Source organism: Bacillus sp. FSL M8-0350 (assembly GCF_038593345.1).
GTDB lineage: Bacteria > Bacillota > Bacilli > Bacillales > Bacillaceae > Bacillus > Bacillus safensis.
The window spans coordinates 3,745,627-3,770,317 of sequence record NZ_CP151985.1 but is presented as its reverse complement, the minus strand read 5'-3'; the positions used below and the strand labels follow the sequence as shown (position 1 = coordinate 3,770,317).

Below are 24,691 nucleotides of genomic sequence, written 5' to 3'. Positions count from 1 at the left end.
ATCAAAAAACATCATGTATGATAGCTTTAATTCAAGATAACTATACAGGCAATGACGAGAGAAAGTACAATCATCAATTTTTCCACAGAGAGCTTCGGCAGCTGAAAAGAAGCAAAAATAATGATTCGAAAAATGGTCTCTGAGCCTCGTGCTGAACATATCTATGATATTAGTAGGTGACGACGAGAGTTGGTACTCGTTATCAAAACCACAGTATATGAGCCAGATTGGAGCTTTGTACTTGTAGAGGCTGTTTAGCGCGAGCAAACAGTAAATAAAGGTGGTACCACGAGACAAATACCTCGTCCTTATGATTCAAAGATAAGGATGGGGTATTTTTTATTGTCCACTTTTTTTTCATACAATTGTTCAAATGTTCCACGTGAAACACCACATCCATTTTTTCAAATGAAAGGGAGATTGACATGAGTGAACATGCATTGGTTTTACAATCAGATTTCGGCATTGATGATGGAGCTGTCAGTGCAATGTACGGAGTGGCAAATACGGTCAGCAGCAGCATCCGCATTTTTGATTTAACACACAATATTCCGCAGTATGACATTTGGGAGGCCTCTTATCGCCTGCTTCAAACCGTCACATACTGGCCGGAAGAGACGGTATTCGTTTCTGTCGTTGACCCGGGCGTTGGATCCGAGAGAAAAAGTCTTGTCGTCAAAACGACAAGTTCACACTATATCATTACCCCAGATAACGGGACACTCACGCACGTCGCGCAGGATATTGGCATTGTGGAAGCCCGTTACTTAGATGAAACCATTAACCGGCTGCCAAAGTCGGGAAAATCACATACATTCCATGGGAGAGACATTTACGCTTATACAGGGGCGAGAATTGCATCAGGTGTGATTTCTTTTGAAGAGGTTGGGCCAAAGGCGAATATTGATGATATTATCCATCTTCCAGTCGTACAGGCTTATGCGGAAGAAGATGTGATCACAGGGACGATTGATATTTTAGATGTGAGATTCGGAAACCTATGGACAAACATTCATCACACGCTATTTGAACAGCTTTCAATTAATTATGGGGATGCAATAGAAGTTACCATTGCCAACGGGCCGAAAAATGTGTATAAAAATATCATGACCTATGGACGATCTTTTGCCGACTTAAAGGTAGGCGAACCACTCGTATATGTCAATTCACTCGACCATTTAGGCGTGGCGATCAATCAAGGGTCATTTGCAAAGGCTTATAACATCGGTACAGGCACAGGATGGCGCCTTTCGATTCGCAAAGCTCCGCGCATTATATACGAATAAGAGGAGGATACATCATGGCAGGAAAACAACTTTCAACGAAAACTGTCGTTGCCATTGGAATTGGCGCAGCCGTCTTTGTGATTTTAGGACGCTTCGTCTCCATTCCAACTGGAATTCCGAATACACAAATTGAAACCTCATACGCATTCCTTGCATTAATGGCCGTGCTATTTGGTCCTGTTGCAGGCGCACTGATTGGTTTTATTGGCCATCTCATTAAAGATGCGACCACATTTGGCCCTTGGTGGAGCTGGATTATTGTATCGGGTGTCGTTGGTTTATTGATCGGCTTTATTTCTAACCGTTTAAAAGTAGAAGAGGGAGACTTCGGCTGGAAGAAAATCACGCTCTTTAACGCCGTACAAGCAGGCGCACAGGCATTAGGCTGGTTTATCATTGCTCCTGTACTCGACATTGTGATCTATGCAGAACCTGCGAACAAAGTGTTTGTCCAAGGCATCGTGGCAGGGATTTCAAACATCATCACAGTTGGTGTCCTAGGGACCATCATCATTGCAGCTTATGCGAAAACGAGAAGCAAAAGCGGCAGCCTATCGAAAGAAACATCATGAAGCAAGGTGGAACACATAAATGAAGAAACCGATGATTCAATTCGAACATTTCGGATTCAAGTATCGCAGTCAGGCAGAACCAACATTAAAGGATATCAACCTGACCATCTATGAAGGAGAAAAAGTTCTCATCGCAGGCCCGTCTGGATCGGGAAAAAGCACACTAGCCCATTGTATCAATGGGCTAGTTCCTGCGTCTTATAAAGGTTCTATGGAAGGAAGTCTTCACATCGGCGGGAAAAATGCAGAGAAAGAAAACATTTTCTCGCTCTCACAGCTTGTCGGAACGGTGCTTCAGGACCCTGATGGACAATTCATTGGGCTGACCGTTGGAGAGGATATCGCGTTCACGCTTGAAAATGATCAAGTCACACGCGAAGAAATGAAAACACGTGTCGAGGAAGCAGCTAGATTAACAGAGGTAGACGGCAAGCTGGCATCGTCCGTGCATGAGCTGTCAGGCGGGCAAAAACAACGTGTCGCCATTGCGGGTGTACTTGTCAACGATGTCGACATTTTGCTGTTTGATGAACCACTTGCAAGCCTTGACCCTGCAACAGGCAAAGAAGTCATCGACCTCATTGACCGGCTGCAAAAACAAACGAAAAAAACCATTGTGATGGTTGAGCACCGATTAGAGGACGTCCTCTTCCGTCATGTGGACCGCATCATCGTTGTCAATGAAGGAAAGATTGCAGCGGATATGACCCCAGATGAATTGCTCGCCTCAAATGTTTTAGAAGCGGCGTATTTGCGTGAGCCTTTATATGTAAAAGCTATGAAATATGCAGGCATTCCGGTTGTACCGGGAGATCAGATCGCTGATTTACAGCGTCTCACTTTAGACGATGAGGCAAAAGAGAAAATCGAGCAATGGATGGAAGCATCTGAGCCGTCAGTAGAGCAGATTGCAGCACAGGATTTACTAGAAGTGCGCGAGTTGAGTTTTGACTATCCAACAAGACCAAATACGCTGAGCAACATCTCTTTTACCGTCAAAAAAGGAGAAATGATCAGCATCGCAGGAGCCAATGGAGCGGGCAAGACGACATTGTCCAAGGTGCTCTGTGCATTTGAAAAGCCAACGAAGGGGTCCATTCTTTTAAATGGTGATGACATCACAGGAGATACGATCAAACAGCGCTCCGAACGAATCGGCGTCGTCATGCAAAACCCAAATCAAATGATTTCAAAACAAATGATTTTTGATGAGGTGGCACTCGGTCTCGTTTTAAGAGGCATAAAGGAAGAAGAGATCAAAGAACGGGTGGAGCGGGTCCTGAAAGTGTGCGGACTGTATCCATTTCGGAACTGGCCGGTTTCAGCCCTCAGCTTTGGACAGAAAAAACGCGTCACCATTGCATCTATACTTGTACTAGAGCCAGAAATCCTCATCCTAGACGAACCAACCGCAGGACAGGACTTTAAACATTACACAGAGATGATGACGTTTTTAGAGCAATTAAATCAGCAGGGTGTCACGATTTTCATGATCACCCATGATATGCATTTGATGCTCGAATACACAACAAGAACCATTGTCATTTCAGATGGAGAAAAAATCGCAGATGATACACCAGCCAAAGTGCTGACAGATCAGCTGCTTGTCCAAAAGGCGAGCTTAAAGGAAACGTCGCTGTATGAACTGGCGCTGAAAGCAGATTGGCCGAATCCAAATGAACTCGTGGATCGCTTCATTGAGGTTGACAGAAAGGAACGAATGACATGGCTGTAGACATGCTGTCCTATATCGATCGCCCGTCGCCGATTCACCGGCTGACAGGTGCAACCAAACTCATTTGCTTTATCCTCTGGTCATCCGCAGCGATGCTCACGTATGATACAGGCGTTTTAGTCTTTATGTTAGCCGCCAGTATCGTGTTCTTTCAGATGTCGAACGTACGATTTCGTGATATTTCCTTCGTGATGATCGTCCTGGCGATTTTCCTAGTGATCAATAACATCGCCATTTACATCTTTGCACCCCAGCAAGGTGTCGCCATCTACGGAGCGAAGCACGAGCTGTTTCATATTGCCGGCTGGTACAATGTCACACTTGAACAGCTTTTCTATCAGTTGAATATTACGCTGAAATATGTGACCGTGATGCCAGCAGCGCTTTTATTTATTGTGACAACAAATCCAAGTGAATTCGCCTCATCTCTCAGCCGAATTGGGGTCAGCTACCGGATTTCGTATGCTGTAGCGATTGCTCTTCGCTATATACCAGATATTCAGCGGGATTTTCGCACGATTGCGATTTCTCAGCAAGCAAGAGGCATTGATTTATCGAAGAATGAAAAATTGGGGAAACGGATTAAAAATGCGCTGTCGATTGTGATGCCGCTGATTTTCTCCAGCTTGGAGCGGATTGAGACGATTAGCAATGCGATGGAGCTGCGGGGGTTTGGGAAACATAAAAAGCGCACATGGTTTACGGCGAAAGACTTTCAAAAAGCAGATTATGTGGCATTATTGTTTGTTGGTGTGGTGCTGATCGTGTCGCTAGTGATTACATTTGTTAGAGGAACGAGATTTTATAATCCGTTTCTATAGAAGGAAGCCTTCACAGGAGTGGAGGCTTTTTTGTTTGGTTTGTGGATAAAAGGTGTGAGAAATGGTAAAAGACTATTAACATGTGAATAAATCGGTTATATTGGACAATGAGCGAAACACTTGTGAATAACCAGAGAACCTATTGGAGGAATCAGAAACTTATGAACAAAACATTTTATGCGTGTGCAGAACACATAGAAACCGTATTAGACATGTACATAGATGATCATGAAACGCCGCCAGAATTCAGAAAAATCGAACATACACACAGTTTATCCACAACCTGTGAATTGTGCGATGAACCTGCAATATATATAGTGGGGAACGAATGATCGGACACAAAATACACAAATTTTATCCACAATTGTTGATAACTTATATGAATAACTTGTTCTTAAGGTGGGGATGACCTGTGAATATATCAATTATCACAGTAGGAAAATTAAAAGAGAAATATTTAAAGCAAGGAATAGCCGAATACACAAAACGATTACAGGCTTACGCAAAAATCGAGATCATTGAGCTCGCGGACGAAAAAGCACCCGAGAATCTCAGCGATCAAGACATGAAAATCATCAAAGACAAAGAAGGCGAACGCATCCTAAGCAAAATCAACCCAGACGCCCACGTCATCGCCCTCGCCATCGAAGGAAAAATGAAAACTTCCGAAGAATTAGCCGATACAATAGATAAGCTGGCAACATACGGAAAAAGCAAAGTATGTTTCGTCATAGGCGGATCCCTTGGCTTAAGCGACGCTGTCATGCAGCGTGCGAATGAGAAACTGTCGTTTTCGAGGATGACGTTCCCGCATCAGTTGATGAGGCTGGTGTTGGTGGAGCAGGTTTATCGTGCGTTTCGGATTGTGCGGGGGGAGCCTTATCATAAATAGGTGGGGTTTTTTAAGAAACCATACAAAATAGCCTAGTAATGATAAACAATCTATCTAGAGACTATAGTATGAATAAATTTTAAAAAGGTTTATAGTTACAATTCTAACATTTTATTAATTGAGTAATTTTGGGTATTTGTAAGTTTAAAATCTATGTAAGACGTTGAGGTGTTTTTAGTTTTTTATTAAACTAATATGAAGGTTCGATGTAATAAGTACTGAATAATATTAAATCGAAAGATAATTTTGTAATATAGTTTATTTGTAATAGCCATCATAATGATGGCTATTACATTAAGTTCTGATCAAAGTTTTAAGGTATGATAAGCCGTTAGCAGATACTCTTAAGAACTTTAATTTTCCTAATTTGCGAACTTGAAATGTTAGTTTCTTTTCTGTTAATCGATCAAGTGAACTGGAAGGGTTTGATAATTTAATCCCATGCTCTTTTAGAGTATCACTAACCTCTTTGGTTTTAAATTCATTTTGTTCCGATTTCACTTGTACAAAATATGCTGTTATCAAAGCCTTGTCTAAGTCTGTTGTATCATCAGCAAATCTATTTTGCCATTCACCAAAGGTATCGGGAACATCAAGAGGATTTATCTCAACTGTCTTTAATTTGCTTTCTTCTACTTCTTTTCTTTCTTCTTGGATAAATTCTTCAATTTCATTATCTTTATCATCAACATAGAGTTGAGCAATAATATCAACAATAGCTTCTAATTGGTCCATTTGTTCTTTAACGAAATCTTCTGAACCCTCAAAATCTAATTCTCCTGAACGGACATTTATTTTTACTCTTGCATTACTCATTAAAGTTTCCTCCTTATTTTTTTATTTCTGAAATATAAAGTAATTCCTCAATACATGCTCTATAATTAAGAATTATTCTATCTATATCATTTTTTTTAGCATTAAAGTATATTTTATGAGCAGAAAAATTCCCTAATTCCCTAAAATCATCCAAAGATTCTCTAGTATTACGTGAAAGTCCTAATTGTGAATTTGTTTTTGCATTATTAACAATATCTACAAGCATTTTATAATTACCAGAACTATCTTTTATTAAAGAACTTAATTGTTTGTTTTCATATGAATGAATCAAGAGTATTTCAAATAATCTCCTCATTAAAACAGCGCAACCATCAAAAATGTTATGCTCGTATGAAGCATTAATTTGGTTAGCTAAATTTATTAGATATGTCCTTGACTTTTCATATAATTCCTTATGCAATACTAATCCATCTGAAGTAATCTTTATTTCCTCTTTGTTCCCTTCATTAAGAATAGGTGAATACAAATCGAACAAAGAAGAAAAAGTTTTAATGTGTAATCGGAAATAGTCAGGGTTTTTCCCTCTAACAAATTCCCTAGAAGAAATAATGTTTTTACGCAACCTAGTCTTATTGGGTTTATGCATTCCAAGACTATCAAAATAATCACTTATCTCATTAATAGAAATTTGAAATTCTCTATCATTATTTTGGAAATAAAATATAATAAGTTTTACTTTTTCAAGTTCACTCAGAGAAAATAAATTCACATAATATGCAAATTGATTGAAAGTCATATTGTACCTCGAAATTTTAGAATATATATATATTACCATAATTGTATAAAAAATCACAATTGATGATCTAACACCAGTTTATTCTAAGTAGCTCTTTTAAATAATATTATTAATCATGTAGGAATTTGAGAAATTGGTGGATTTTTTTACATCACAATACGTACTCACAATAAACCGATATAGAGTATAACTCAATATTTCGTATCATGTTTAAAAAACCCAAATAATTCCGATATATGATATATAAGGATTAATAGAGGGGTGGAGTATAAATGGCAATTACATTACCAGAAAGTATTAAAAGTACTGCTACTGCAGGAGAACGAATTTTATTTCGAACATTAAAGGAATATCTACCCGAGGAGTATATTGTACATTATGAGCCTAATATCAATGGGTTTAGACCAGACTTTGTGATAATCGGTCCGGATCTAGGAGTATTAGTTCTGGAAGTAAAAGATTACACCAAAAATACAATAAGAGAGCTAAACGACAATACCTGGGGCATTTTAAATTCTACTGGTGATTTACATAGAGTGAAGAGTCCTCTAGTTCAATCAAGAGAATATGCTTTTAAAATAAAAGATATGCTTGAGAAAGACATTGATTTAATCAATACAGAAGGGAAATATCAGTTTAAATTAAAGTTTCCTTATGGTTATGGTGTTGTTTTCACTCGGCTTCATGAAGAACAACTTTTAAAAAATAAAGTATATGAGGTTATTGATCCACATTTTATTTTATCGCGTGATCAGATTGATCCGGATAATGACCATTTTGATCCGGAGATCTTAATAGAAAAATTGTTTGATATGTTTCATGTGCCTTTCAAGTTAAATACGCCACTATCATCTGACGAATTAGAAAGGATTCGTTATCATCTATACAAAGAAATACGCGTTGGAGCAGATGTTGAACCAGTCCCATACCAAGAAAAACTGTTATTATCTTTTCGAAACATCAAAACGATGGATCTGCATCAAGAAAACTTGGCTAAACAGATTGGAGATAAACATCGGCTAATTAGAGGTGTAGCAGGGAGCGGCAAAACTTTAATCTTAGCGACTCGAGCAAAAATGTTAGCAGAACAACATCCGAATTGGAAGATATTAATACTCTGTTACAATGTAGCTTTGAAACAAAATATTAAACAAATGATTCATTCTAAATTTACAGAACCAGATGAGTTTTTGACATCTGAAGATAGAAAAACACCAAATTTAAATAATATACAAATATTAAATTTTCATCACTGGATTAAAAAAGATCATGGTATTTCAGAACTTGAAATAGATGATTACATTGAAAAGATAGAAAATGATACGTTAACTCCTGTAAAGTATGATGCCATTTTAATTGATGAGGGGCAAGATTTTGAAGGGAGCTGGCTGCATCTCATCAGCTTATGCTTAGATCAAAAGACGCAATCTTTACTTTTAGTAGAAGATAGAGCCCAAGATATCTATCGGAAAAGTAGAAGCTATGTGAAAGATACGGGGCTTGATTTTAGAGGTAGATCTAGAATCTTAAATATAAATTATCGTAATACGTCACAAATTGTGGATTTTGGATGGAAATTTTACGATAGCCATAGAGCTTTAGATATTAAATTAAAACAAGAACAGACAGAGACAATCGAAATCATCCCTCCAAAAAAGACGAAACGAAAAGGACCAGAGGTAGATCTTTTAAGATGTAAAACCTTTAATGAAGAAATAGAGGAAATTACTAAACAGATAGTGGATCAACATTTTGAAAAGAACATACCTTACTCTGAAATGGCCATTTTATATCGTATAAAGGGGCATAATAGTCATTATATATCCGCGATTCAATCGGCATTTCAAACAAAGAATATTCCTTACAATTGGATAACTGAAAATGGTGCAACCAAACATAAGTTCAATCCAGAGGAAGAGACAGTCAAAATATGTTCTCTCGATAGTAGTAAAGGTCTCGACTTCCACTCAGTTTTTATTGTGAAAGCTGATTTAATGCCATTAAAGTATGAAGAAGATCAAGAAAAAGAAGTGTCTTTAATGTATATAGGAATGACTCGTGCTAAAGAGTATTTATCAATATCTTATTCAGGTGTTTCATCGTTTACTAAGTATTTTGAAGATGTAAAGGGTAAAGAGCCGATATTAGACTATAAATAAAATTCGAAGCTTATTAAGAGATTTTTGTTTATTGAAGTGGTGTGTCTAGGAGTTTTTAAATATGAGGAGATGAATTTATTCATCTCCTCTAGCACATCCCAAAAGGTTCCTATTGTTTCTCTTTTACCAGCTTGATGGTAAGAAAGAAAAGAATGAATAAGATAAAATAATTCATTGGATTTTTAAATATGCTCATCTCTAGTGAAATCTGTAATAGAATCCAGAGAAAAAAAATGATTAGTATAGATGGAATGATGATTTTATACACCATGATCACCTTCCCTTTAGGATAAAAAGAGAGTACCCTTTTTGCTCTTCATTAAAAACAAGAAGCAGCAGCTCCTGTCATTGCTCCACCAACAGTACCTGTGATTGCACCAACTGCACCAGCGCCTACAGTTCCGATACCAGGTATCGTGACAGTTCCTACAGCAGCACCAGCAAGACCAAGTGTACCACCTCCGGTTACTGCCCCACCACTAGTACCTAGAATACATTTTCCAACAGATTGAGTACTGATTTTTCCGCTTGTTTTTTCACTCACAACTTTAATTAAAATCCCATTTTTAATTTTTTCATAATGCAAAGTAACAGGATGATTGTTTTTATCAGTCGATGTTTTAGGAAGAACTTGTTTTTCATTCGTTATTTGATCTTCCAATATCGCATTTCCTTTAGAATCGATATGCACATCAGCATGATCGAACGTCATCTTTAATTCACTATCATTAAGGTTCTCCACTTTATATGTGGCTTGTGACTTTGTGGCATTTGCATCTTTAGGTGAAATTGGTAAAGCCACGGCGCTCATCAGAAATAGAGAGGCTGCCAATTTGATTAGGGTGCTTCTTAATTTAATATTCATCACTTATCATCCTCCTTTGGATGCCATACTAACATAGCTATACACGTTGTTAAATGATGAAAAGATAAAATAAGTAAATAATAATGTTTTAAATGAAATTTAATAATGACTTTTTTCTTATTTTTTATAAGTTTATTATTTAAAGATTTTCTTTATTAAATATCGTATTATATAAAATGAAAGCAAATATTAAAAACATAGTAGTAACAACATTCACTGATCATATTCTTAGCAATAAATTACTTAAGGAGACTTCCATGGGTTTTAAAGCTGACTATAAACGTGAAATGCGTAACGTAGTACAAGACGTAGAAAAGGAAATACATAAAACGTGGAAAATTGATTACAAAGGGCGTTCTATAGAAATTACAAACCAAATAAAAGAAGAGCAACTAATCATTTAAAGGCATTACGGTGAGCCTTATCATAAGTTAGTGAGGGGTGAGAAGGCTAAATTTAGCTGTACAAGCAGCAAAAAAGTACTCTAATCCTTTCCCATCAAACATCTCCATTGCACCAGAATGGAAGATATAACCACTCTGCAAAAAACCGATTAAGCCTAAAGCGGCGGGAGTGATCTAGTAAAATAGAAAGTTTTATGGGCTCTCAAACAACACATGTTGACATATCGTTATTTATCGATATAATGGTTTGTATGGAGCCAATAGAAGTTTTCAAAGCCTTATCCAATGAATCAAGACTGCAAATTTTACAATGGCTAAAGGAACCTGATCGTCATTTTACACCCCATGAAGGGATTGATATGAATACTACAGGGGTATGTGTTAGTCAAATAACAGATAAATTGAAAATGACGCAATCAACAGCATCTCAATACCTTTCAATTTTACTACGAGCTGGATTAATTACGACAGAGCGTATAGGTAAATACACGTATTATAAAAGAGATGAAAATGCCATAAAAAAAATTGCTGAGATTCTAGAAAAAAACATTTAATAAATGAACTGAATTCATACATCAGAATTCAGTTTCATTTATTAAATACAAATCGACTTATCGTAATATGTTTTTTTGTCCATACATATTAACAATTCTAGATATGTAAATTCATTATATATAAGGAGTGATCTACATTGTCAAACACTGTAAAGATTTACATTTTAGCTATTGTAAGTTTTTTAGTTGGTACATCAGAGTATATCATCTCTGGTATTTTGGATAATATTTCTGAATCATTAGGGATTACGATAGCTGCAGCTGGCCAGTTAATTACGATTTTTTCTCTTGTGTATGCCATCTTCACCCCAGTATTAATGGCTTTAACATCGGGAATGAATAAACGCAAGTTAATGTTATTTTCACTTAGCGTTTTTATTCTAGGTAATATTCTGGCATTCGTCCTCCCTGGGTATCAATTATTTATTGTGTCAAGAATTATTATGGCTCTTGGAGCGGGGATGGTCGTAGTTACTGCATTAACAATTGCTGAAAAAATTGCACCAAAAGGTAAGCAAGGTACCGCTATTGCTACAGTAGTAATGGGATTTACAGCATCCTTGATCATTGGAGTCCCACTGGGCAGAATGACTAGTGATTTCTTTGGTTGGAAAGCTGTATTTGGAGGAATAGCCTTACTCGGATTATTAGCCATGGTGATCATTTCTCTTACGATTCCAAAAATCCAAGGGGATAAACCTGTACCTTTAATTCAACAACTCGCTCTTTTTAAAAAACCAAAAGTAGTGTTGGGATTAGCCATCACCTTTTTCTGGCTTGGTGGTTATTCAATCGCCTATACCTATTTATCCCCTTACCTTTTAAATATATCAGGTGTAAGCAGCAAATTGCTGAGTGGAGTTCTCCTCGTATTCGGGATTGCTAGTCTAGTTGGGTCAAAGTTTGGTGGATTTAGTACCGATCGATGGGGTGTGAATTTTACGCTGATTAGTGGAATGACATTACATGTCATCATGCTCATATTGCTCTCACTAGTTACGCATTCTTATGTTGGAGTATTGCTCATTTTAATATTATGGTCATTTGCTGCATGGTCTTCTGGCCCGACTCAACAATACCACTTAGCTACAATGGAGCCAGAGTCATCAGGTATACTATTAGGTCTCAATCAGTCAATGATGCAATTGGCGATGGCCGCAGGTGCAGCTATTGGAGGTATCTTTGTAGAGAGGGTTTCTCTATCTTCCGTTACTTGGGCAGGTGCTTTAGGCGTTGCAATCGCGATCATTGTAACAATATTGGCTTCGCGTGCTACTTCGAGTAATGAAATTCGATATACTTAAACAGTAGAACGATGGGAAAAAACGTGATTCAATTTAAAAAATAATGACAGAAAGTAGGAAGCACCTTTGCACTCAATTAAAAAAATAGGTCAGAGTTTTTGGTACATCACACCAGTATCACTCACCGACCGCCCCATCCTAGGCATGGTCGTAGGCAATAACAAAACATTAATGATCGATGCGGGTAACTCAGAAGATCATGCGAACTATTTCATCCAAAAAACCTTAGAACACGAGATCGCCTCGCCCGATATGGTTGTCCTCACGCATTGGCATTGGGATCATATTTTTGGTCTGCCTGCGCTGCCTGATTCGCTTTCGATTGCTTCTGCAAAGACAAGAAAGGAAATGGAGAAGCTTGTTCCGTTTTCGTGGTCAGATGAGGCGATTGATGAGCGGGTGAGGGAAGGAACGGAGATTGAGTTCTGCGCGAAGGCGATAAAAGAAGAATATCAGGGTCATCGAGATATTCAGGTGGTTTTACCGGATGTTACGTTTGACCGTCGGATAGAGATTGATCTTGGCGGGGTCACTTGCATCGTGCAGCATGTTGGAGGCGATCATGCGGCTGATTCCGTGATCGTGTATGTGAAAGAAGAGAAAATCCTGTTTCTTGGTGATTGTATTTATCCGAAAATGTATGCCGAAAAAGTTCATTATACAGTGAAGGAAACGTTGCGTCTTTTAGATGAGTTAGATGCTTTTGATGCCGAAACGTATATTCCTTCACACCAAAGACCATGGACAAAAGAGGAGTTTCGTCAGGAAACAGACAAACTTCGGATGATAGCGAAATTCACTGATCAATGTGGTGGAGATAAACAGAAAATCACGAATGAGTATCAAAAGTACGTGAACAGAGAACTGAAAGAAGATGAATTAGAAACCATTGCTTACTTTGTAAATGGGTATTAAATAAACACTAAAAAAAGTCTCATTTGGGTGATTTCCCTCAAACGAGACTTTTTTTGCATCACGTATTGTGACAGACTTATTTTTAGCATTGATCATAAAAACAATCCCCAAGTAGGCTTGAGTTTTCCTTATTAGGAGGTAAAAAACAGATGGACAAAATAACTGACCCATACGACACTTTCAAAACCAAAATAAGAACCCATGCGGCTTCGCTGCAAGAGTTGATGCAGAAATATAAAGAACATGTGACGGTGCGTTTTTTTGATGCAGAAGCTCTTCCAGATAAAGATTACACAGATTTTGTGATGTGTGAAACGGATGACCTAAAATTCTATCATTTTATGTGGGAAGAGATTAGAGATTCTATTCCTTACACAAGTGGTTATGTCAAAATTAAAGAGGTCATCATGGGAATGGAAAATGCTTTTCAAACATATGAAAAAGAATCTCTGAAAATGAATCAGTAATCGAAAACCACCTGATAGCAGGTGGTTTTTTGTACATTCTATTTTTTGGTATAATCAGAGGTAATGTAAGAACGGATAAATTTTTGAACTGAATCGGAGGTCCATATGAAACAGCTTTACATGAAGCAGAAAGTATTTAGTCTGAGCGGCAGGTTTACAGTAAAGGATCAGCAGGAGAACGATGTGTATTTGGTCGAAGGCAGTTTTTTGAAGGTACCGAAGACGTTTACCATTCTGAATACAGAACGAGAAGAAATCGCTGTGATTACGAAGAAAATGTTTAGCTTTTTACCGAAGTTTTTAGTAGAAGTTGGTGGTCAAGAGGTATTGACGATCAAAAAAGAGTTTACGTTCTTTAAAGCAAAATATTCAATTGATGCCGCGGGTATAGAAGTGCAAGGTAACTGGTGGGATATGAATTTCCAGGTGCTCCAGAATGGTGATGTGATCGGCCAGGTGAAGAAGGAATGGTTTACTTGGGGTGACAGCTATAAGGTTGATATTTTGAAAGAAGAGATGGAGCCTGTGATGATTGCATTGGTTGTTGCGATTGATTGTGTGAAGGCTGATGAAGCAGCGTCTAGGTCTTCGTCGTCGGCAACGACGAATTAGACTCTTAAAGTTTAATGAAATGAAGAAGAGTGGTAGGACTTTACTCTTCTTCATTAATAAGTAGAATGAATCATGTTTCGTTACTTTTCAATAGGGTACTTCTTTCCATTTTTTATTAATTTTTCTTCAATTATTTCTTTCACATTTAGATGAAGGTCTGAGCAAAGCATTAGTGAATATATTAAGATATCGGCTATTTCCTCTCGGATGTTTTCTTCGTTCGCCTCAAGAGCTTCTTCATTACTTTTCCATTGGAAGTCTTCAAGCAGTTCAGCGGCTTCTATCGAAATTGAGATGGCCAAGTCTTTTGGGTTATGATATTGTCTCCAGTTCCGATCATCTCTAAATTGGTTAATTGAATGTATTGCCTCTTTGATCTCAGTCATATTTGCCTCCCTCTTTTATCTCTTGTAATTTCCTTCTCAATTTTTCATCTGTTGCATAAATATAAAGCCCGTGAATGCCTCGCTTCATCAGAACGTTAATCGAGTTTAGTATAATCTTTTCTTTTGCCTGTTTGATTTCCTCTGGAGACATGTCACTTCTTGATGTGAATGCACCCGTGTCTTTATAATTTGACGTGTCTATGAGAAGTTCATCCTTTTCTTCATCATAGCTGATAGAAGGGCCAAGTATGACGCCGACATAATTTAAATCAAATCCTTGAACCGTATAGATTGAGCCCACTTCTCTAACTGAATCTGCATGTTCAGCCCATGTCCATTTATCACTTGTGAAATTCCACGGCATATTGATACCACCTTCATCTACTATATAGGTAGCTTTATCTTTTTTATGTAAAAAGTCAAAGGTAGATACAATGCGGGATAAGCCTACTTCATCATCCTTCTGTTGAATGGCAGTTTTAAATTTGTTCGGCTCCTCAAAAATTTTGAGTTCGAAAGAATCCTGTTTTTTAGGCAGAGGTAATAATCGTTTTGAGACAAATTGATCGATCCATGTTAACGTATCTGAATCAGCATACATACGCATCTGTTCAGTGAGTTTCACAGTTCTGGCTTGATATCTATTTGTAATTTCCTCGAGTAATTTTTCATTCCAGTAGCTTTTAATTTTGAGTACCTGCTTTGGATCAAAAATGACAATGGTTATTTTACTTCGCTTAATAATTTCCTCTAGTTGGTTTTGGTAATGGAAGTTATTGTACTTATCATCTTTTGTTAATAGAAGGTGGGCTTCATCAATTAACACGATGTCAGCCATTTCACCTGACTTTGTCATCTGATTAATAAACGAGGTTGGTCTCATAATTTGTTTCTTTTTCAGATTTGGCAGACTCTTTGCGATGTTTTGATATGTTTTAAGCATTTCCGCATGATTCACAAGTAAATAATTGTTCTTTTTGTTTAAGACAGAGTCCATATCATTTGATAAATCTTGAATCGTATTAAAAAGAGAACTCAGTAAAACACTCTTCCCAGTTCCTGCATCACCTTCTATCGAAATCACATGGTGACCTGACTGTTTGATACGCTCTTTACAAAAAGATAAGATTTCATGCTTAATTTCTACTTGTTGAGGTGATAATTCTTTATAGGGAGAAAGTTTATAAATATCTCTATTTTTTAAGGTTTCAATTGAATTAGTAACGATCTTTTCTTTTTGAAGTTGCTCCCATATATCTTTAAAAACAGTTTCATTGTAAAAATTTTTTTGATAATAATGATGCATTTCCCTCGATCGTGTCTGGCTAACATTTTTTAATTGGAAACGATTTTCTGCAATAAAGTAGTTTATGAGATTTGTCTCAATATTGTAAGAGGCGGATTGATGAAATCGTTCATGTCCAATCAGAATTGTTTTAGTTAATTTGTTCTTTTTTGGGTCTTTCAAATGATCCTTCAAACGTCTGCTAGCTTGGACTGACTGACCGATATAAGCAGATGGTTTCTTCTTTTCATCATAAAGAATGTAGACAATAGGTTGATTATGGAATACGGTTGTTCGTAAAGAAAGAATTCGATCTGTAATAAAATCGCGTTTTTCAATAAAAAGTTCACTCATATAGCTAGCCCCTGTAGTCTTTTTGACTATTATCGCATCATAAATTTAGCAAAATATCTCAGTGATTACATGTTGAGTTATTTTTCATAGAGAGATAGGTGTTTTTGATTTACTGGTAATGGCGGGAAGTCACTAAACCCAAATGAACTTTATAACTAGCAGTATATTTTTCGATTTATCATATGAACATACGAGGTGAGCACACTGATCACATTCCAATACAAAGTATTTCTAACAGTCGTCGAATGCGGCAGTTTTACAAAAGCCGGGGAGAAGCTTGGGCTGACGCAGTCTGGGGTGAGTCATAATATTGCGAAGCTTGAGTCGGAACTCGGGATTGTGCTGCTTCGGCGGAATCGAAACGGGCTTTCGTTGACGGACGCAGGTGAGCGGGTGATGCCGCATATCCGGCAAATCATGCATCATGCGGCATTGCTTGAGCAGGAGGCGGCGCTCATTCAAGGGATGGAAGTGGGGAGTATCAAGATAGGGACATTCCCTAGTTTTTCTTCAAATGTCCTTCCACGCCTTATTCATCGTTTTACGCAAATCTATCCGCATATCAAACTGGAGTTATATGAAGGCGGTTATGAGGAGATTGAGGAATGGATCACTTCTGGCACGGTTGATGTTGGTTTTTTAACGCAGTCATCGAGGGAATTTGAGACCGTTCCACTTTTTCAGGATGAATTGGTGGTGCTCATACAAGAGAATCATCGCTTTCATACGAAGAAAGTGATTGAAGTTGACTCGTTACATGATGAAGCCTTTATCATGCCGAAAGCGGGCTGTGACATACTCGTCAAGAAGCTGTTAAAAGAAAGAGGCGGCGTGAAGCCTCATGTTTTGTTTGAAATTGAAGACAACAATACGCTTATTTCTATGGTTCAAGAAGGACTTGGGGTCACGATCATTCCAAAATTGGTTTTGCCGCCGCACATACCTCATACGAAAGTCATTCCACTGGAGACGAGCGTCTTTCGTGAGGTCAACCTGGCGCTCAAATCATTCAAAGCAGCTTCCCCATCGGCCAAAAGATGGATCGAAACGGTCAAAAATCATTTTAAATAGAATCAGCTTGAACAGGAAGTCCCCATTCAAGCTGATGTTTTATAAAGTTAACACGCCGCGGATCGTGATGACAGCTGCGCCTGCCACTTTAATCACCGGCTTTGATTCATTCGGAATGACTGTGATACGAAGCATGCCAGGTCTGCCGATGGCATCCCCTTGGGCAATGTTCAGGCGAGTGATTTCTTGCTGAGAAATGATACCCTCCAAATAAAGATATCCAGCCAACGCCCCGTTTGCTGCCCCCGTTACAGGATCTTCCGGTATACCAATCCCAGGTGCAAAATCCCTCGTATAAAGATCGCATTCTTTTGAAGTGTGGAACGTATAAAGGTGGGTTGTCGAGATGCCATGCTCTTTATTCATTTTAGCTAAAGCCGCTAAGTTCGGTGCAGCTTGATCAATGTCCTGTTGGTGCTTCATTGGAACAAGAAGATGCCAGTTTCCGGTGTTTGCTAATTTGATAGGATAGGAAGAATCAAGGCGGTCACTGCTCACACCAAGCATGTCACTAAGCTCTTCTAAATCGATGACAAAATCTCGCGTCCGCGGTGGCACCTGCGTCATTTCCACATCAACGACCTTTCCATTTTCTTCGTGCCATACAACAGGCACATGGCCGATCTTTGTTTCTAACACGACCCCTGATCTCTCTTTAGCCAGTCCTAGCTCCGTCGCCAAAAGCCAAGTCAATCCAACAGTCGCATGCCCGCAAAAATTGACCTCTTCCGTCGGGGTGAAGTATTTGACGCGATAATCGGCTTTCTTATCATGGGCAGGAAGCAGGAAGACGGATTCCGGTAAATTCAACTCCTTGGCGATGCTCTGCATGTCATCTTCTGTTAAAAACTCACCATCCAACACCACCCCAGCGGCATTTCCTCCAAATTTCTCAGTTGTAAACGCATCAACATGATACACTCTAATGTCTCTCATCTGATGACTCCTCCTATACACTCTTGTTACGTTTATCATAAGTTTGTTTGATGCATTCGTAAAATGAATCTTTTTGATGTTTTAAATCGGAAGTGTTCATGTAAGAGAGGGAGTTTTCATAGAATAATAGTTTAAGTAAAGTATAATGAAAGAAAAAATGAAGCGAAGGATGTGACATAACTACAGGTGGGTTTATCAATATCGGACTCGTTTTTTATGAAGACATTCATATACCAAATACTTTTCGCCAATTGATTGATTATCTAGTTCAAAAAGACATGTCTATCACGAAAGTAAAATTTAGTCAGGACCCTGACGGTGAAACATGGATTGAGCACAGAGTTAAAGAAAATATCCTCAAAGACGATGATTTTTCAGGTTATTATACAGAGTTTGAATTGTCAGGCATAAGTTCAGATCGAAAAGGAAGGACAATCAACATACAAAAAGAAACGGGTTTCGTAGGATTCGTTCTCAGTTTAAATTGGACAGAGGTTGTTTCTCATGATGTCATTCATCTTCAGCAGAAGATCATACGCTGTCTTGTGGATCTTTATCATACGATGACGTTTGAATATGCGTTCATTGGACATGAAATTGAAGTCGAAATTCATCCAGATGAGTTTGAAAAGTGTCTGCAAGACCCGCATGCTTTTCCAGTTGCACTAATTGGCAAAGGAAATCACATAGACATTTATTATGGTGATGTTGGGATTGATGGACTATCTTCTCAAGAAAGAAGGATGGAATGTTTAAAGGTTAAAAGATAATAGTAAGAAAGCCTCCTGACACCAGGGGGCTTTTTCCATCCATCACCCATAATAATTATTCGCTTGAATAAAAAATTGGGATTGCATGTAGTTATATGTGATTTTCGAAAAGTCGAAGGGCTGGCCATTGGTGAGATGAAAGACTGTCTCGACGCGGAGAGCGGGATCATCTTGCTTAAGTCCGAGGTGCTTTGCTTCGGTTTCATTAAGTTTGCCTACTTGTAAGTACATATCGGAGAAGCCGACTTTGAGTCCAAGCCCTTCACTGATGAATTTAAAAACAGAGTCGGCAGCAATTTCTGTGTTGAGATAGGGAATGATGGTTTTTCGGTAATAGGATTCTTCTAAACATAACGTTTGCCCATTGATGTAACGAATGCGTTTTAGATAAAAGACATCTTCATCTTGTTCAATGTTCAAATTAAGTGCAGCTTCTTCGGACGGCTTGATGGTGTCTAGCATTAAAACTTCTGATGTCAGTTGAAATTCCTCTAAATCTTTTTTAAACCCTTGGTTGGATAAAAGGCTGATGTAGCCCTTACGGCGGTGTCTTCGAACAAAGATGCCGCTGCCCCTCACTTGATAGATAATTCCTTTTCTTTCGAGTAAGTCTAATGATTTGATAATGGTACTTTTGCTCACAGCAAATTGGCTCATGAGTGTTTCGAGTACAGGAAGCTTATCCCCTTGCTGCAGCTCATGGGTGACAATATATTTTTCAATATCGCTCGCAATTTGTTGATACTTTAACATGGCCATTCCTCTTTGTTTTCACGATTTATTGTTCTTGTATTATAGCACATACCAAATTTCCTTTGATATGCCAATTGAAATTATATATGTATTGATATATTGTACCGGTATAATTATAATGTACATATACTAGTAGTGATAAAGGGGGGTTTTATATGTCAAAAGTGAGGGATTATCAAAAGCTTGCAGAAGACATCTTAGAGGCAGTTGGCGGAGAAGAAAATGTGGTGAGTGCCGCAAGATGCGCCACGCGGCTGCGTTTGGTCTTGAAACGTTCGAATCCAAAAGCAAAGGAAGCAGTCAATGCGATGCCTGGCGTCATTACCGTGGTGGAAAACGGCGGTCAATTTCAGGTCGTCATCGGTCAGCATGTTGGTGAGGTCTATGAGCATTTTTCCAGCCTTGTTCAGCTGCAGCCGTCTGAAGATGACCAGGTAAATGAAAACAAGGGAACGGTGCTGAATCGTGTCATCGCGACCATGTCTGCTGTGTTTGCGCCATTTGTGTATATTTTGGCGGCAGCTGGTATTTTACAAGGTGCACTTATCCTCATTAATTTATTATTTCCAAGCTTCTCGAAAACGGGAACGTATGAAGTCTTTAGCTTTATTTCTTGGGCGCCGTTTACGTTCTTGCCTATCTTTATTGCCATTACAGCTGCCAAGCATTTTAAAACGAATATGTATATCGCAGTAGCGTGTACAGCGGCGCTTGTCAGTCCGGCTTGGACGGAGATTGCTGGACGCGTGGCATCAGGGGAAGGCGTTACCTTTTTAGGCATAGCGTTATCTGAAACGGTTTATACGTCATCTGTTTTGCCGCCGTTATTCTTGGTATGGATCCTTTCATATGTAGAGAGATTTTTAAACAAACGCATTCACGAGGTGGTCAAACCGTTATTTGTCCCATTTATCTGTATGGTTGTCATGGTTCCGTTAACCATTCTATTAATTGGTCCACTTTCGACAGCAGGCGCAAATGGAATTGCAAACGGATACAATGTCTTAGCAGAAAATGTCCCAGCTTTAGCAGGCGCCATTATCGGAGGTTTCTGGCAAGTGCTTGTCATTTTCGGTGTTCACTGGGGCATCACACCAATGGTGCTCGCCAACTTTGAACAATATGGACGTGACTCCTTCCAGGCATATCAAACCATCGCTGTTATCGCTCAGGTCGGCGCAGTGTTAGGGGTTATTTTAAAAGCAAGAAACCGCGAAACACGAAAAGTCGGGGTGTCAGCGGGAATCACGGGTCTCTTTGGAATTACCGAGCCTGCGATCTATGGGGTCACCCTTCGTTTTAAGAAACCATTTATTTTCGGATGTATATCTGGAGCGGTCGGGGCCATTGCTGCCAGCTTCTTTACGCCTTATTACTTTGCGTATGCAGGGTTGCCTGGTCCACTGACGATTGTAAATGGAATTAGTTCAGACTTTCCAACATCGATCATCGGCATATTGATTGGTGTCGCAATTGCGCTGATCTTACCAGTTGTGCTCATTCAAATGTTTGGTTATGGGGAAGATACAGTGGAACAGACAGCCGGTGCAACGTCTGATAAAGATCAAGTTGGAGAAAAAATGAATGCTTCGATGAACAATGAAGAAACCATTCCTGCACCGCTTGCAGGGAAAGTACTCCCGTTATCTGAAGTGCCGGATGCCGTATTTAGCTCTGGGGCAATGGGCAAAGGATTTGCGATTGAACCGACAGACAACAAGCTGTATGCACCGTTTGATGGCAGTGTCGTCATGCTTGCGCCGACAAAGCATGCAATTGGACTGCGTTCAGAATTTGGTGTGGAGTTACTTGTTCATGTAGGAATTGATACGGTTTCGCTAGATGGCTCAGCATTTACTCTTCATATCAAAGAAGGCAGCAAGGTGAAGAAGGGTGACTTGTTGATGACATTTGATCAAGAAGCCATTGAAAGCAAGGGATTAAAAACAATCACACCCGTCATCATCACCAATACACAAGCGTACGAAGATGTGATTGTAGAAGAACAATCGACATGCCAGTCAACAGACGTCATGATCACAATTGTGAAATAGGAGGAATGAATAATGACATTACCAAAAGATTTTCTATGGGGCGGAGCATTAGCTGCACATCAATTTGAAGGTGGATGGAATGAAGCAGGAAAAGGCCCAAGTGTTGTAGATGTGATGACAGCAGGTGCTCATGGAGTACCGAGACAAATAACTGAAACGATAGAAGAAGATAAATTTTATCCGAACCATGAAGCGATTGATTTCTACCATCGTTATAAGGAAGATATCGCGTTGTTTGCCGAAATGGGTTTGAAATGCTTACGTACATCGATCGGCTGGAGCCGGATTTTCCCTAAGGGAGATGAAGCGGAACCGAATGAAGCAGGCTTACAATTCTATGATGATGTATTTGATGAACTGCTCAAGCATGGCATCGAGCCTGTGATTACGCTGTCTCACTTTGAGATGCCGCTCCATTTAGCAAGAGAGTACGGCGGGTTTCGCAGCCGAAAAGTCGCTGAGTATTTCGCAAAATTCGCAGAAGTATGTTTCAATCGATACAAGGACAAGGTCACATACTGGATGACATTTAATGAAATCAATAACAAAATGGATGTCAACAACCCACTATTCCTTTGGACAAATTCAGGGGTATCAGTCAAAGAAGGCGAAAATGCCAAAGAAGTCATGTATCAAGCAGGACACCATGAATTACTTGCAAGTGCATGGGCAGTAGCCAAAGGAAAAGAGATCAATCCTGCTTTCCAAATTGGAGCAATGGTTTCTCACGTGCCAATCTATCCGTATTCCTCAAATCCAGAGGATGTCATGCTTGCAGAGGAGTATATGAGACAGCGCTATTTCTTCCCAGATGTACAGGTTCGCGGCTACTATCCGAGCTATGCGCTAAAGGAATTCGAACGCGAAGGCTATCATATTCCATTTGAAGAAGGCGATGAAGAAAGCTTAAGAAAAGGGAAAGTGGATTATCTAGGCTTTAGCTACTACATGTCGACAACGGTTAAAAGTGATACGGTGTCTGATCACAACGGAGACATTGTCAACGGAGCCCTGCCGCATGGTGTAGATAACCCTTATATCAAATCAAGTGACTGGGGCTGGTCCATTGACCCGACAGGCTTAAGGTATACATTGAATCGTTTTTACGATCGTTATCAAATCCCGCTGTTCATCGTAGAGAATGGATTTGGTGCAATAGATCAAGTGGAAGAAGACGGTTCTATTCACGATCCAGAAAGAATTCAATATCTCGCTTCTCATATCGAAGCACTGAAAAAAGCCATTGAATACGACGGTGTGGACCTTATTGGCTACACACCTTGGGGCATCATTGATATCGTGTCATTCACAACAGGTGAAATGAAAAAACGCTACGGCATGATCTACGTTGACCGTGACAACGAAGGAAACGGCTCAATGAAGCGCCTTAAAAAAGATTCGTTTACTTGGTATCAAAACGTCATCGCAACGAACGGTGAAGAAGTGTAATAAAGGAAAATAGAAGCCCGGATGAGCGTGGTATATGCTTGTTCGGGTTTTTCTCTTTCTTTCGACAAAAATGGTGAGTATATCCTTTTGTTCACAATAAATAAGTCTTATAATTTAGTAAGAATATTTATGGGATGGAATAGGAGAGAGCGTTAATGACGAAATGGTGGATGGTTCGTGCAGGTGACCAAAATGATTTAATTTCAATTTGGGAAAAGAAAGGTATCGCATCTATCGGGTGGTCGAAATTAGGTAATCCAAAACAATATCAAACAAAGCAAGAGATGAACGCTCGAGCTGATGTCATATTCGCCGAGAACAAACCTTTTACAAGGAGAAGCTGGGTTAGTCAGATATGGAGGTTCAGTAGAGAAATTAAAAAAGGAGATCGAATCATTACATATTTAAAAGAAAGTCGTGAATATCGAGTAGGTACTGTGACTGCTCCGCATTTTTTTGATGAAGCAGCTGGAGATAAAATGTATCCAAATCACATTAAGGTGAATTGGGAGCCAATCGCCGTTAAACGAGATTCTCTCAGTCAACCAGCTAAGAACAGCCTCGGTTCTATATCAACTGTTTTTCGTGTAGATGATTGGGGGCAAGAGATTGAACATTTACTCAAGAACCCTACTTCTATTGCAGCATACGAAGATGAAACAGAAGAAGATGAAATTATTGAAGATTTAGTCGGCAAAGCAACTGTTATGATTGCAGATAAGGTAGATAAACTGGATCCGTGGCAGATGCAAGATCTAGTCGGGGGCTTACTGCAAGCCATGTCATACAATGTTCGCGTAAGCCCAAAAGGACCTGATGGTGGTGTTGATGTATTAGCTTATAAAGATGCATTTGGATTTGAAAAACCTATTATAAAAGTACAAGTTAAGCATCGACAAAACTCAGCCAGTTCCCCAGAAGTACAACAATTATTAGGGGCTAATCCTATGAATGCAAACAGTTTATTTGTTTCTACTGGTGGATTCACTTCTAATGCCAAAGCTGTTGCGAAGCATAATGAAGTTCATCTAGTAGATTTAGAAGAACTCGTAGACCTTATTGTACATTGGTATGAGCATATGCCAACTGAGACAAGATCTTTATTACCTTTGAAAAAAGTGTATGTACCTGAGTGATTTTTTATTGCCTACGCTTCAATAACGCCTGAATACAAAGGAAGAAGAGGATAATAACAATAAAATAGTTCATTGAGTTTTGAAAGACATTGATGTTCAAGGATAATTGTAGAAAAATCCAAAAGCCGAATATCACCATAATTGCAGAAATGATTCCTTTATACACATTGATTCTCCTTTCGATTTAGTTGGCATTATCTCATATCACTGAAGAGGTTGAACAGGGATTAATGTTTTAATAGGTTCTATCACATAGTTTGGAATAAAGGACCAATCAATAATTATAAATAGGACGAAGGTAAGGCTAGACAGAGCAAAATGTATTGTCTAGCCTATTT

Annotated in this window: 27 protein-coding genes and 1 other annotated feature; of the genes, 18 read left to right on the top strand and 9 right to left on the bottom strand. The window is 38.9% G+C overall.

Annotation, left to right across the window (positions count from 1 at the left end; genetic code table 11):
* The first annotated feature begins 42 nt into the window (after positions 1-42).
* Positions 43-313, top strand: a binding site (T-box leader).
* A gap of 112 nt (positions 314-425) precedes the next feature.
* The 6 genes from NSS80_RS19595 to rlmH all read left to right on the top strand — a co-directional run bounded on the left by NSS80_RS19595 (position 426) and on the right by rlmH (position 5,306).
* Positions 426-1,286 (top strand): S-adenosyl-l-methionine hydroxide adenosyltransferase family protein, encoded by an 861-nt coding sequence (locus NSS80_RS19595; protein ID WP_024427616.1) that lies wholly within the window; start codon positions 426-428, stop codon positions 1,284-1,286.
* 14 nt (positions 1,287-1,300) lie between these two features.
* Positions 1,301-1,858: an ECF-type riboflavin transporter substrate-binding protein gene (locus tag NSS80_RS19590; RefSeq protein ID WP_024424020.1), complete on the top strand. Its 558-nt coding sequence runs from the start codon at positions 1,301-1,303 to the stop codon at positions 1,856-1,858.
* Between the two features lie 19 nt (positions 1,859-1,877).
* Positions 1,878-3,593, top strand: a complete 1,716-nt coding sequence (locus tag NSS80_RS19585; protein WP_317222474.1) for an ABC transporter ATP-binding protein — start codon at positions 1,878-1,880, stop codon at positions 3,591-3,593.
* Entirely contained in the window at positions 3,584-4,414 is an 831-nt protein-coding gene (locus NSS80_RS19580) for an energy-coupling factor transporter transmembrane component T (protein ID WP_034283577.1), read from the top strand. Before NSS80_RS19585 ends, NSS80_RS19580 begins: the two co-directional genes overlap by 10 nt.
* A 161-nt stretch (positions 4,415-4,575) precedes the next feature.
* Positions 4,576-4,746, top strand: coding sequence for a CxxH/CxxC protein (locus NSS80_RS19575; RefSeq protein WP_065215011.1), 171 nt, complete (start codon positions 4,576-4,578; stop codon positions 4,744-4,746).
* Positions 4,747-4,826: 80 nt separating this feature from the next.
* Complete coding sequence (gene rlmH, locus NSS80_RS19570) at positions 4,827-5,306, top strand: 23S rRNA (pseudouridine(1915)-N(3))-methyltransferase RlmH (RefSeq protein ID WP_056766716.1); 480 nt, start codon at positions 4,827-4,829, stop codon at positions 5,304-5,306.
* A gap of 294 nt (positions 5,307-5,600) precedes the next feature.
* Here rlmH and NSS80_RS19565 read toward each other — a convergent pair whose 3' ends face one another.
* Both NSS80_RS19565 and NSS80_RS19560 read right to left on the bottom strand, forming a co-directional pair.
* Positions 5,601-6,122, bottom strand: a complete 522-nt coding sequence (locus NSS80_RS19565; protein WP_025093695.1) for a hypothetical protein — start codon at positions 6,120-6,122, stop codon at positions 5,601-5,603.
* Positions 6,123-6,135: 13 nt separating this feature from the next.
* On the bottom strand, positions 6,136-6,879 hold the full coding sequence (locus NSS80_RS19560) for a DUF4145 domain-containing protein (RefSeq protein WP_025093696.1): 744 nt from the start codon (positions 6,877-6,879) through the stop codon (positions 6,136-6,138).
* Between the two features lie 272 nt (positions 6,880-7,151).
* Between NSS80_RS19560 and NSS80_RS19555 the strand changes: the two genes are divergently transcribed.
* Positions 7,152-9,038 (top strand): nuclease-related domain-containing DEAD/DEAH box helicase, encoded by a 1,887-nt coding sequence (locus NSS80_RS19555; RefSeq protein WP_025093697.1) that lies wholly within the window; start codon positions 7,152-7,154, stop codon positions 9,036-9,038.
* Positions 9,039-9,147: 109 nt separating this feature from the next.
* On the opposite strand, the gene NSS80_RS19550 is transcribed toward NSS80_RS19555, so the two are convergent.
* Both NSS80_RS19550 and NSS80_RS19545 read right to left on the bottom strand, forming a co-directional pair.
* Positions 9,148-9,306 (bottom strand): hypothetical protein, encoded by a 159-nt coding sequence (locus NSS80_RS19550; protein ID WP_025093698.1) that lies wholly within the window; start codon positions 9,304-9,306, stop codon positions 9,148-9,150.
* A gap of 51 nt (positions 9,307-9,357) precedes the next feature.
* On the bottom strand, positions 9,358-9,903 hold the full coding sequence (locus NSS80_RS19545) for a hypothetical protein (protein WP_041118406.1): 546 nt from the start codon (positions 9,901-9,903) through the stop codon (positions 9,358-9,360).
* A 257-nt stretch (positions 9,904-10,160) separates the two neighbouring features.
* Between NSS80_RS19545 and NSS80_RS19540 the strand changes: the two genes are divergently transcribed.
* The 6 genes from NSS80_RS19540 to NSS80_RS19515 all read left to right on the top strand — a co-directional run bounded on the left by NSS80_RS19540 (position 10,161) and on the right by NSS80_RS19515 (position 14,159).
* Positions 10,161-10,307, top strand: coding sequence for a hypothetical protein (locus tag NSS80_RS19540; protein ID WP_157840129.1), 147 nt, complete (start codon positions 10,161-10,163; stop codon positions 10,305-10,307).
* Between the two features lie 251 nt (positions 10,308-10,558).
* On the top strand, positions 10,559-10,861 hold the full coding sequence (locus NSS80_RS19535; RefSeq protein ID WP_025093701.1) for a metalloregulator ArsR/SmtB family transcription factor: 303 nt from the start codon (positions 10,559-10,561) through the stop codon (positions 10,859-10,861).
* Positions 10,862-10,998: 137 nt separating this feature from the next.
* Entirely contained in the window at positions 10,999-12,165 is a 1,167-nt protein-coding gene (locus NSS80_RS19530) for an MFS transporter (protein ID WP_025093702.1), read from the top strand.
* A 66-nt stretch (positions 12,166-12,231) separates the two neighbouring features.
* Positions 12,232-13,080, top strand: a complete 849-nt coding sequence (locus NSS80_RS19525; RefSeq protein WP_041118404.1) for an MBL fold metallo-hydrolase — start codon at positions 12,232-12,234, stop codon at positions 13,078-13,080.
* A gap of 149 nt (positions 13,081-13,229) precedes the next feature.
* Positions 13,230-13,547 (top strand): darcynin family protein, encoded by a 318-nt coding sequence (locus NSS80_RS19520; protein WP_041118402.1) that lies wholly within the window; start codon positions 13,230-13,232, stop codon positions 13,545-13,547.
* Between the two features lie 105 nt (positions 13,548-13,652).
* Entirely contained in the window at positions 13,653-14,159 is a 507-nt protein-coding gene (locus NSS80_RS19515) for an LURP-one-related family protein (RefSeq protein WP_041118400.1), read from the top strand.
* Positions 14,160-14,239: 80 nt separating this feature from the next.
* Here the strand turns inward: NSS80_RS19515 and NSS80_RS19510 are convergent, their stop codons facing one another.
* Positions 14,240-14,545 carry a nucleotide pyrophosphohydrolase gene (locus tag NSS80_RS19510; RefSeq protein ID WP_041118398.1) on the bottom strand — a complete coding sequence of 102 codons (306 nt, stop codon included), beginning with the start codon at positions 14,543-14,545 and terminating at the stop codon, positions 14,240-14,242.
* The gene (locus tag NSS80_RS19505; RefSeq protein WP_041118396.1) at positions 14,538-16,184 is read right to left on the bottom strand and encodes a DUF2075 domain-containing protein; all 1,647 of its coding nucleotides are present in this window, start codon (positions 16,182-16,184) and stop codon (positions 14,538-14,540) included. Before NSS80_RS19505 ends, NSS80_RS19510 begins: the two co-directional genes overlap by 8 nt.
* A 195-nt stretch (positions 16,185-16,379) precedes the next feature.
* Between NSS80_RS19505 and NSS80_RS19500 the strand changes: the two genes are divergently transcribed.
* Positions 16,380-17,255: a LysR family transcriptional regulator gene (locus NSS80_RS19500; protein ID WP_227001689.1), complete on the top strand. Its 876-nt coding sequence runs from the start codon at positions 16,380-16,382 to the stop codon at positions 17,253-17,255.
* A gap of 39 nt (positions 17,256-17,294) precedes the next feature.
* Here NSS80_RS19500 and NSS80_RS19495 read toward each other — a convergent pair whose 3' ends face one another.
* On the bottom strand, positions 17,295-18,191 hold the full coding sequence (locus NSS80_RS19495) for a PhzF family phenazine biosynthesis protein (protein ID WP_317222484.1): 897 nt from the start codon (positions 18,189-18,191) through the stop codon (positions 17,295-17,297).
* A 176-nt stretch (positions 18,192-18,367) separates the two neighbouring features.
* On the opposite strand from NSS80_RS19495, the gene NSS80_RS19490 reads away from it, so the two are divergent.
* Positions 18,368-18,961 carry an Imm64 family immunity protein gene (locus tag NSS80_RS19490; protein ID WP_342498492.1) on the top strand — a complete coding sequence of 198 codons (594 nt, stop codon included), beginning with the start codon at positions 18,368-18,370 and terminating at the stop codon, positions 18,959-18,961.
* Positions 18,962-19,003: 42 nt separating this feature from the next.
* On the opposite strand, the gene NSS80_RS19485 is transcribed toward NSS80_RS19490, so the two are convergent.
* Complete coding sequence (locus tag NSS80_RS19485) at positions 19,004-19,714, bottom strand: GntR family transcriptional regulator (protein WP_034283554.1); 711 nt, start codon at positions 19,712-19,714, stop codon at positions 19,004-19,006.
* A 155-nt stretch (positions 19,715-19,869) separates the two neighbouring features.
* On the opposite strand from NSS80_RS19485, the gene NSS80_RS19480 reads away from it, so the two are divergent.
* From NSS80_RS19480 to NSS80_RS19470, 3 genes are all read left to right on the top strand, one after another.
* A complete protein-coding gene (locus tag NSS80_RS19480; RefSeq protein ID WP_317222487.1) occupies positions 19,870-21,768 on the top strand; it encodes a beta-glucoside-specific PTS transporter subunit IIABC in 1,899 nt (632 codons plus the stop codon).
* A 9-nt stretch (positions 21,769-21,777) separates the two neighbouring features.
* Positions 21,778-23,217: a 6-phospho-beta-glucosidase BglA gene (gene bglA, locus NSS80_RS19475; protein ID WP_144496486.1), complete on the top strand. Its 1,440-nt coding sequence runs from the start codon at positions 21,778-21,780 to the stop codon at positions 23,215-23,217.
* Positions 23,218-23,372: 155 nt separating this feature from the next.
* Positions 23,373-24,353 (top strand): restriction endonuclease, encoded by a 981-nt coding sequence (locus tag NSS80_RS19470; RefSeq protein ID WP_101677500.1) that lies wholly within the window; start codon positions 23,373-23,375, stop codon positions 24,351-24,353.
* A gap of 4 nt (positions 24,354-24,357) precedes the next feature.
* Here the strand turns inward: NSS80_RS19470 and NSS80_RS19465 are convergent, their stop codons facing one another.
* Positions 24,358-24,519, bottom strand: a complete 162-nt coding sequence (locus NSS80_RS19465; protein ID WP_252049953.1) for a hypothetical protein — start codon at positions 24,517-24,519, stop codon at positions 24,358-24,360.
* Positions 24,520-24,691: the final 172 nt, after the last annotated feature.